Raw genomic sequence first — 9354 nt, forward strand, 5'->3', positions numbered from 1 at the left:
CCAGGCCGTTTCGTAATTCGAGGAAGCAGGGACGATGAGCAAGCTGCGCGTGGCGGTCATCGGCGCCAAGGGCCGGATCGGCTCCGAGGCCGTCAAGGCCGTCGAGGCCGCCGAGGACATGGAGCTGGTGGCCGCGCTGGGCCGGGGTGACGACCTCGGGGCACTGACCGAGGCCGGTGCCCAGGTCGCCGTCGAGCTGACCCACCCCGACTCGGTGATGGCCAACCTTGAGTTCTGCGTGGCCAATGGCATCCACGCGGTGGTCGGCACCACCGGCTGGAACGAGGAGCGGCTGGCCCGGCTGAACTCCTGGCTGGCCGCCTCGCCGTCCACCGGGGTGCTCATCGCGCCCAACTTCTCCATCGGCGCGGTGCTCACCATGGCCTTCGCCCGGCAGGCGGCCCGCTTCTTCGAGTCCGTCGAGGTGGTGGAGCTGCACCACCCCAACAAGGCGGACGCTCCCTCCGGCACCGCCACCCGCACCGCCCAGCTGATCGCTGCGGCGCGGCGGGAGGCGGGCTGCGCCCCGCAGCCGGACGCCACCACCACCGCCCTGGACGGCGCCCGCGGCGCGGACGTGGACGGGGTGCCGGTGCATGCGGTACGGCTGCGCGGGCTGCTGGCGCACCAGGAGGTGCTCTTCGGCGACACCGGCGAGACGCTGACCATCCGGCACGACTCGCTGCACCACAGCTGCTTTATGCCCGGCATCCTGCTGGGCGCGCGGCGGGTGGGGACCACTCCCGGCCTGACCTTCGGGCTGGAACACTTCCTGGATCTGGACTGAGCTGCCATGCGCGCGAAGATCGTCTATTTCGCTCTGGCGGCCGTGCTGGTCGTCTACTTCGTCCTGGTCGGCAGCCGGGGCGTGATGCTCATCCAGCAGGGCACCGCGATCACGGTGGCCTTCGGGGTGGCGGTGCTGATCCTGCCGTTCATCGGCGCCTGGTTCCTGTACCAGACCACCAGGTTCGCCCGGGACGCCAACCGCCTGGCCAAGGAGCTGGAGGCGGAGGGCGGGCTGCCGGTGGACGAGCTGGTGCGCACCCCCGGCGGCCGGATCGACCGGGACTCCGCGGACGCGGTCTTCGCCCGCCGCCGGGCCGAGGCGCTGGACGCCCCGGACGACTGGCGGTCCTGGTTCCGGCTGGCGGTGGCCTATCACGACGCCCGGGACACCCCGCGGGCCCGTAAGGCCATGCAGCGGGCGATCGCCCTGCACGACGGGAAGCCGGTGCGCGCGGGCGCGCTCTAGCGCCGGCCGCGGGACGGCATGACAAAGGCCCGGTCACCCCGAGGGTGACCGGGCCTTCGCCTGGTCAGCGTCAACGGCTCTGTGAAGCCTGCGACTTCTGAATATTCTGGGCAGAACTCGTATCCAGTGCCGGAGTGCCGAACAGCAGTGCTCCCACCAGCCCCGCGGTGACCGTCAGCCCCACGAGCACCCGGCCGGCGATCTGCGACCGGCTGGCGCGTTCCCGGGGCGGCGGTGTCACATTGCTGCGGTAGCGCTCTGCTTCGGCGACGAAGGCGAACGGTACTGGCTCTCGCCGGCGGAACATGAGGGGCTCTCCTAGGAACCTCGAAGTGTGCTGTCACACATATGGACGATCCACAAGTCCCGATGGTGCCCGCTTCCGGCGAACTTCTGTGAAAAATCTCAACCGGCGGGCCCCGGCGGCCACCCGGTGCCCGGTGGGCGGGGCGTGGTGGGCGGGGCGGGTGTCAGTGGCGGCCCGTAGGCTTGGCGCCGCCCGAGCAATGCGATGGAAGGACCCGCCGGTGACCGACCGCACCACCGAAGACGCCAAGGAAGCCCCCGAGGCCAAGCCGACGTTCCGCAGCGATGTGACCGTCGAGCTGGTCAAGCACAGCGCGGCCGACAGCGATGTGCTGTGGGCGGCCCGCGTCTCCACGGCCGGTGAGCAGTCCCTGGAGGAGATCACCAAGGACCCGGAGCGTTCCAAGGGCCTGATCAACTTCCTGATGCGGGACCGTCACGGCAGCCCCTTCGAGCACAACTCGATGACCTTCTTCATCAGCGCACCGATCTTTGTCTTCCGCGAGTTCATGCGCCACCGGGTGGGCTGGTCCTACAACGAGGAGTCGGGCCGCTACCGGGAGCTCCAGCCGGTCTTCTACGTCCCCGACGCCTCCCGCAAGCTGGTCCAGGAGGGCCGCCCCGGCAAGTACGTCTTCGTCGAGGGCAGCCAGGCGCAGCACGAGCTGACCGGCCGGGTGATGGAGAGCAGCTACCAAGACGCCTATGAGGCGTACCAGGAGATGCTGGCCGCGGGCGTGGCCCGGGAGGTGGCGCGCTCGGTGCTCCCGGTGGGCCTGTACTCCTCGATGTACGCCACCTGCAACGCCCGGTCGCTGATGCACTTCCTGGGCCTGCGCACCCAGCATGAGCAGGCCGCGGTGCCGTCCTTCCCGCAGCGGGAGATCGAGATGGTGGGCGAGAAGATGGAGGCGGAGTGGGCCAGGCTGATGCCGCTCACCTACGCCGCCTTCAACAACAACGGCCGTATCGCTCCCTGACCGGCGGGCCCGCCGCAACCAGTGGAGTACGGGGGAGATTGTCCCGATTGCGGCGTTTCGATGTCTTCATTTAGGCTGAATAAACGGACCCGGCACTGTTTGAACCCCCGAGCAGGCAGTGCCGGGATCCCCTTTGGTACTCCCCGACCGAGTACCTCACGGTGAGCAACGAGTAGCGTGGCCCCTATGGCTCCGATCTCCACACCGCACACCCCCTTCGGACGGGTGCTGACCGCGATGGTCACGCCCTTCACCCCGGACGGCTCCCTCGACCTCGACGGCGCTCAGCGACTCGCCGCACACCTGGTGGACGCAGGCAACGACGGCCTGATCGTCAATGGCACCACCGGTGAGTCCCCGACCACCAGCGATGCGGAGAAGGCCCGGCTGGTACGGGCGGTGGTGGAGGCCGTGGGCGACCGCGCCCGGGTGATCGCCGGAGCGGGCACCAATGACACCCGGCACAGCGTGGAGCTGGCCCGCCAGGCCGAGCAGGCCGGCGCGCACGGCCTGCTGGTGGTCACCCCCTACTACAACAAGCCTCCGCAGGACGGCCTGTACCGCCACTTCACCGCGGTCGCCGACGCCACCGGGCTGCCGGTGATGCTCTATGACATCCCCGGCCGCAGCGGCGTGGCCCTGGAGACCGAGACCATCGTCCGGCTCGCCGAGCACCCCAGGATCGTGGCCAACAAGGACGCCAAGGGCGACCTGGCCGCCGCCGGCTGGGGCATCGCCCGCAGCGGCCTGGCCTGGTACTCCGGCGACGACATGCTCAACCTGCCGCTGCTGTCGGTGGGCGCGGCCGGCTTTGTCTCGGTGGTCGGCCACTTTGTGGCCGCCGATCTGCGCGCGATGCTGGACGCCTACCTCTCCGGCGACACCGGCAAGGCCACGGCGATCCACCAGAGCCTGCTCCCGGTCTTCACCGGTGTCTTCCGCACCCAGGGCGTGATCACCACCAAGCGCGCCCTCGCCCTGCAGGGCCTGCCCGCCGGTCCGCTGCGGCTGCCGCTGACCGAGCTGGACGCCGCGGGCACCGAGCAGCTCAAGCGCGATCTGGCGGCCGGCGGGGTACAGCTCTAGCAGCGGGACCGCCAGGCGGCCTATGCGCGGCGTCCATGAGCCAAGGACTTCACAACTGAACACCGAACAACTGCAAGTGCACGAATGTCGCACCCGCCATGTGCCCTGGGGGCATATGGCGGGTGTGGTGAGGAGAGTCTTTTGAGCCACCCGCATCCTGAACTCGGTCCTCCGCCGAAGCTTCCCGAGGGCGGTCTGCGTATCACCCCGCTCGGTGGGCTGGGCGAGATCGGCCGCAATATGACGGTCTTCGAGTACGACGGCCGTCTGCTGATCGTCGACTGCGGAGTGCTCTTCCCCGAGGAGGAGCAGCCCGGAGTCGACCTGATCCTGCCGGACTTCACGGTGATCCGGGACCGCCTGGACGATGTGGTGGGCATTGTGCTCACCCACGGCCACGAGGACCACATCGGCGGTGTGCCCTTCCTGCTCCGCGAGAAGCCGGACATCCCGCTGATCGGCTCCAAGCTGACCCTGGCCCTGATCGAGGCCAAGCTGCAGGAGCACCGCATCCGCCCGTACACCCTGGAGGTCGCCGAGGGCCACCGGGAGCGGGTCGGCCCCTTCGACTGCGAATTCGTGGCGGTCAACCACTCCATCCCGGACGCGCTGGCCGTCGCCATCCGTACCCCGGCCGGCATGGTGGTGCACACCGGCGACTTCAAGATGGACCAGCTCCCGCTGGACCGCCGGCTCACCGATCTGCCGGCCTTCGCCCGGCTCGGCGAGGAGGGCATCGACCTGCTGCTGGTGGACTCCACCAACGCCGAGGTCCCCGGCTTCGTCCCCCCGGAGCGGGACATCTCCAATGTGCTGCGGACGGTCTTCGCGGGTGCGCAGAAGCGCATCATCGTGGCCAGCTTCGCCAGCCATGTGCACCGCATCCAGCAGATCCTGGACGCCGCGCACGAGTACGGCCGCCGGGTGGCCTTTGTGGGCCGCTCCATGGTCCGCAACATGGGCATCGCCCGCGACCTGGGCTATCTGCGGGTCCCGGCCGGACTGGTGGTGGACGTACGGGCGTTGGACGACCTGCCGGACGACGAGGTGGTGCTGGTCTGCACCGGCTCCCAGGGCGAGCCCATGGCGGCGCTGTCCCGCATGGCCAACCGGGACCACCAGATCCGCATCGTCCAGGGCGACACCGTGATCCTGGCGTCCTCCCTGATCCCGGGCAATGAGAACGCCGTCTACCGCGTGATCAACGGCCTTACCCGCTGGGGCGCCAACGTCGTTCACAAGGGCAACGCCCGGGTGCATGTCTCCGGCCATGCCTCGGCCGGCGAGCTGCTGTACTTCTACAACATCTGCAAGCCGCGCAACCTGATGCCGGTGCACGGCGAATGGCGCCATCTGCGCGCCAACGCCGAACTGGGCGCGCTCACCGGTATCCCCAAGGACCACATCGTCATCGCCGAGGACGGCGTGGTGGTGGACCTGGTGAACGGCAAGGCCAGGATCGTCGGCAAGGTCCAGGCCGGCTATGTCTATGTGGACGGCCTCTCGGTCGGCGATGTGACCGAGGCGTCCCTGAAGGACCGCCGGATCCTCGGCGACGAGGGCATCATCTCGGTCTTCGTGGTGGTGGACAGCACCACCGGCAAGGTGGTCAGCGGACCGCAGATCCAGGCCCGCGGCTCCGGCATCGAGGACGCGGCCTTCTCGGCCGTGGTGCCCAAGATCGAGGAGGCGATCGCCAAGGCCGCCGCCGATGGCATCGCCGAGCCGCACCAGCTGCAGCAGCTGGTCCGCCGCTCGGTGGGCAAGTGGGTGTCCGACAGCTACCGCCGGCGCCCGATGATCCTCCCGGTGGTGGTTGAGGTCTGACGTAGCGTCAGCCTCCAGGACGGCCGCCCCGGTCCCGATTTGCATCCGGGCGCGGCCGTCCAGTACGTTTACGTCTCCACCGCGACGGGAACCCTGAAGCGCTTCGAGCGCAGGGGGATCCTGGAAGCGGCCGGAAAATCCGACTCGATCGAATCTGATAAAGTCGAATTCGTCGGAACGCGAAAGCGGAAAGACGAAAACCCCGCTCCAGCAGGGGGCCGGAAACGAGAAATCGGATCTGGTAAGGTTGGAAACACCGAAGGGAAGCGCCCGGAGGAAAGCCCGAGAGGGTGAGTACGAAGGAAGCGTCCGTTCCTTGAGAACTCAACAGCGTGCCAAAAGTCAACGCCAGACTATAAAACAACCCCGTCCCTCACATGTGTGAGTGGATGAGGTTCCTTTGAAAAACACAGCGAGGACGCTGTGAACGACCGGGCTTATTCCGCCTGGTTGTTCCGCTCTCGTGTGTGTGCACCGGCAGTTTTTAATTAAACGCGGCCGGTAAACATTCACGGAGAGTTTGATCCTGGCTCAGGACGAACGCTGGCGGCGTGCTTAACACATGCAAGTCGAACGATGAACCGGTTTCGGCCGGGGATTAGTGGCGAACGGGTGAGTAACACGTGGGCAATCTGCCCTGCACTCTGGGACAAGCCCTGGAAACGGGGTCTAATACCGGATACGACCCGGGGAGGCATCTCCTCGGGTGGAAAGCTCCGGCGGTGCAGGATGAGCCCGCGGCCTATCAGCTTGTTGGTGGGGTGATGGCCTACCAAGGCGACGACGGGTAGCCGGCCTGAGAGGGCGACCGGCCACACTGGGACTGAGACACGGCCCAGACTCCTACGGGAGGCAGCAGTGGGGAATATTGCACAATGGGCGAAAGCCTGATGCAGCGACGCCGCGTGAGGGATGACGGCCTTCGGGTTGTAAACCTCTTTCAGCAGGGAAGAAGCGCAAGTGACGGTACCTGCAGAAGAAGCGCCGGCTAACTACGTGCCAGCAGCCGCGGTAATACGTAGGGCGCAAGCGTTGTCCGGAATTATTGGGCGTAAAGAGCTCGTAGGCGGCTTGTCGCGTCGGATGTGAAAGCCCGGGGCTTAACCCCGGGTCTGCATTCGATACGGGCAGGCTAGAGTTCGGTAGGGGAGATCGGAATTCCTGGTGTAGCGGTGAAATGCGCAGATATCAGGAGGAACACCGGTGGCGAAGGCGGATCTCTGGGCCGATACTGACGCTGAGGAGCGAAAGCGTGGGGAGCGAACAGGATTAGATACCCTGGTAGTCCACGCCGTAAACGTTGGGAACTAGGTGTGGGCGACATTCCACGTTGTCCGTGCCGCAGCTAACGCATTAAGTTCCCCGCCTGGGGAGTACGGCCGCAAGGCTAAAACTCAAAGGAATTGACGGGGGCCCGCACAAGCAGCGGAGCATGTGGCTTAATTCGACGCAACGCGAAGAACCTTACCAAGGCTTGACATACACCGGAAAGTGCTAGAGATAGTGCCCCCCTTGTGGTCGGTGTACAGGTGGTGCATGGCTGTCGTCAGCTCGTGTCGTGAGATGTTGGGTTAAGTCCCGCAACGAGCGCAACCCTTGTTCTGTGTTGCCAGCATGCCTTTCGGGGTGATGGGGACTCACAGGAGACTGCCGGGGTCAACTCGGAGGAAGGTGGGGACGACGTCAAGTCATCATGCCCCTTATGTCTTGGGCTGCACACGTGCTACAATGGCCGGTACAATGAGCTGCGATACCGTGAGGTGGAGCGAATCTCAAAAAGCCGGTCTCAGTTCGGATTGGGGTCTGCAACTCGACCCCATGAAGTTGGAGTTGCTAGTAATCGCAGATCAGCATTGCTGCGGTGAATACGTTCCCGGGCCTTGTACACACCGCCCGTCACGTCACGAAAGTCGGTAACACCCGAAGCCGGTGGCCCAACCCTTGTGGAGGGAGCCGTCGAAGGTGGGACTGGCGATTGGGACGAAGTCGTAACAAGGTAGCCGTACCGGAAGGTGCGGCTGGATCACCTCCTTTCTAAGGAGCACATAGCCGACTGCGAGCGAATGTCTCGCACGGTTGCTCATGGGTGGAACGTTGACTATTCGGCACAGTCTCAGGGGTTCGTTAGTACTGCTTCGGCGTGGAACGCGAAATCTTCTCGGAGGCTGGGCCGGGCACGCTGTTGGGTATCTGAGGGTGCGGCCGTTAAGGCTGGTCCTCGATCCGGTCCCAGTGAACTCGCCTTTCGGGGTGGGGTGATGGGTGGCTGGTCGTTGTTTGAGAACTGCACAGTGGACGCGAGCATCTGTGGCCAAGTTTTTAAGGGCGCACGGTGGATGCCTTGGCACCAGGAACCGATGAAGGACGTGGGAGGCCGCGATAGGCCCCGGGGAGCTGTCAACCGAGCTGTGATCCGGGGGTGTCCGAATGGGGAAACCCGGCAGTCGTCATGGGCTGTCACCTACTGCTGAACACATAGGCAGTATGGAGGGAACGCGGGGAAGTGAAACATCTCAGTACCCGCAGGAAGAGAAAACAACCGTGATTCCGGGAGTAGTGGCGAGCGAAACCGGATGAGGCCAAACCGTATGCGTGTGATACCCGGCAGGGGTTGCGTATGCGGGGTTGTGGGATCGCACTTYMAYRGTCTGCCGGCYRTKRGGCGAGTCAGAAACCGTTGATGTAGGCGAAGGGCATGCGAAAGGCCCGGCGTAGAGGGTAAGACCCCCGTAGCTGARACATCAGCGGCTTGCTTGTGCGACACCCAAGTAGCACGGGGCCCGAGAAATCCCGTGTGAATCTGGCGGGACCACCCGTTAAGCCTAAATATTCCCTGGTGACCGATAGCGGATAGTACCGTGAGGGAATGGTGAAAAGTACCGCGGGAGCGGAGTGAAATAGTACCTGAAACCGTGTGCCTACAAGCCGTGGGAGCGTCGCCGTCAAGCTTGCTTGGCGGTCGTGACTGCGTGCCTTTTGAAGAATGAGCCTGCGAGTTTGCGGTGTGTTGCGAGGTTAACCCGTGTGGGGAAGCCGTAGCGAAAGCGAGTCCGAATAGGGCGANTTGAGTAGCGCGCCCAAGACCCGAAGCGGAGTGATCTAGCCATGGGCAGGTTGAAGCGGCTGTAAGAGGTCGTGGAGGACCGAACCCACCAGGGTTGAAAACCTGGGGGATGACCTGTGGTTAGGGGTGAAAGGCCAATCAAACTCCGCTTCGKGATAGCTGGTTCTCCCCGAAATGCATTTAGGTGCAGCGTCGTGTGTTTCTTGCCGGAGGTAGAGCACTGGATAGGCGATGGGCCCTRCCGGGTTACTGACCTTAGCCRAACTCCGAATGCCGGTAAGTGAGAGCGCGGCAGTGAGACTGTGGGGGATAAGCTCCATGGTCGAGAGGGAAACAGCCCAGAGCATCGACTAAGGCCCCTAAGCGTACGCTAAGTGGGAAAGGATGTGGAGTCGCAGAGACAACCAGGAGGTTGGCTTAGAAGCAGNCCNCCCTTGRAAGAGTGCGTAMTAGCTCACTGGTCAMGTGATTCCGCGCCGWCAATGTAGCGGGGCTCAAGCGTACCRCCGAAGTCGTGTCATTGCAGCATAAGGACCAACGTCTGCTGTGATGGGTAGGGGRGCGTCGTGTGCCGGGTGAAGCAGCGCCGGAAGGTAGTTGTGGACGGTTCACGAGTGAGAATGCAGGCATGAGTAGCGATACAAGAGTGGGAAACTCTTGCGCCGATTGACTAAGGTTCCTGGGTCAAGCTGATCTGCCCAGGGTAAGTCGGGACCTAAGGCGAGGCCGACAGGCGTAGTCGATGGACAACCGGTTGATATTCCGGTACCCGCTTTGAAGCGCCAGCGCTGAACCAGGCGATGCTAAGTCCGTGAAGCCGCCCTGATCTCTTCGGA

The 9354-nt window shown here is 64.8% G+C and carries 6 protein-coding genes and 2 rRNA genes; 7 read left to right on the plus strand and 1 reads right to left on the minus strand.

Annotated features, from left to right (window positions below; all coding sequences use genetic code 11):
• Window positions 1-34 precede the first annotated feature (34 nt).
• Complete coding sequence (dapB, locus tag CV755_RS31225; protein ID WP_109283917.1) at window positions 35-787, plus strand: 4-hydroxy-tetrahydrodipicolinate reductase; 753 nt, start codon at window positions 35-37, stop codon at window positions 785-787.
• A gap of 6 nt (window positions 788-793) precedes the next feature.
• Window positions 794-1255, plus strand: coding sequence for a hypothetical protein (locus CV755_RS31230; protein WP_109283920.1), 462 nt, complete (start codon window positions 794-796; stop codon window positions 1253-1255).
• 70 nt (window positions 1256-1325) lie between these two features.
• On the opposite strand, the gene CV755_RS31235 is transcribed toward CV755_RS31230, so the two are convergent.
• Window positions 1326-1562 carry a hypothetical protein gene (locus CV755_RS31235; RefSeq protein WP_109283923.1) on the minus strand — a complete coding sequence of 79 codons (237 nt, stop codon included), beginning with the start codon at window positions 1560-1562 and terminating at the stop codon, window positions 1326-1328.
• 199 nt (window positions 1563-1761) lie between these two features.
• On the opposite strand from CV755_RS31235, the gene thyX reads away from it, so the two are divergent.
• From thyX to CV755_RS31265, 5 genes are all read left to right on the plus strand, one after another.
• Window positions 1762-2541: an FAD-dependent thymidylate synthase gene (gene thyX / locus CV755_RS31240; RefSeq protein ID WP_241561508.1), complete on the plus strand. Its 780-nt coding sequence runs from the start codon at window positions 1762-1764 to the stop codon at window positions 2539-2541.
• A gap of 186 nt (window positions 2542-2727) precedes the next feature.
• The gene (gene dapA / locus CV755_RS31245) at window positions 2728-3627 is read left to right on the plus strand and encodes a 4-hydroxy-tetrahydrodipicolinate synthase (protein WP_109283928.1); all 900 of its coding nucleotides are present in this window, start codon (window positions 2728-2730) and stop codon (window positions 3625-3627) included.
• Window positions 3628-3768: 141 nt separating this feature from the next.
• On the plus strand, window positions 3769-5454 hold the full coding sequence (locus tag CV755_RS31250; protein WP_109283930.1) for a ribonuclease J: 1686 nt from the start codon (window positions 3769-3771) through the stop codon (window positions 5452-5454).
• A gap of 508 nt (window positions 5455-5962) precedes the next feature.
• Window positions 5963-7488, plus strand: a 16S ribosomal RNA gene (locus CV755_RS31260).
• Between the two features lie 275 nt (window positions 7489-7763).
• Window positions 7764-9354: ribosomal RNA gene (locus CV755_RS31265) — 23S ribosomal RNA — on the plus strand; the annotation flags it as partial.

Source organism: Streptomyces orinoci (assembly GCF_003121295.1).
Classification (GTDB): Bacteria; Actinomycetota; Actinomycetes; order Streptomycetales; family Streptomycetaceae; genus Streptomyces; species Streptomyces orinoci.

Excerpts from the sequence above, each read along its gene's own strand:
- dapB (WP_109283917.1), top strand. The coding sequence starts at position 35 with ATGAGCAAGCTGCGCGTGGCGGTCATCGGCGCCAAGGGCCGGATCGGC.
- CV755_RS31230 (WP_109283920.1), top strand. The coding sequence starts at position 794 with ATGCGCGCGAAGATCGTCTATTTCGCTCTGGCGGCCGTGCTGGTCGTC.
- CV755_RS31235 (WP_109283923.1), bottom strand. The coding sequence starts at position 1,562 with ATGTTCCGCCGGCGAGAGCCAGTACCGTTCGCCTTCGTCGCCGAAGCA.
- thyX (WP_241561508.1), top strand. The coding sequence starts at position 1,762 with ATGCGATGGAAGGACCCGCCGGTGACCGACCGCACCACCGAAGACGCC.
- dapA (WP_109283928.1), top strand. The coding sequence starts at position 2,728 with ATGGCTCCGATCTCCACACCGCACACCCCCTTCGGACGGGTGCTGACC.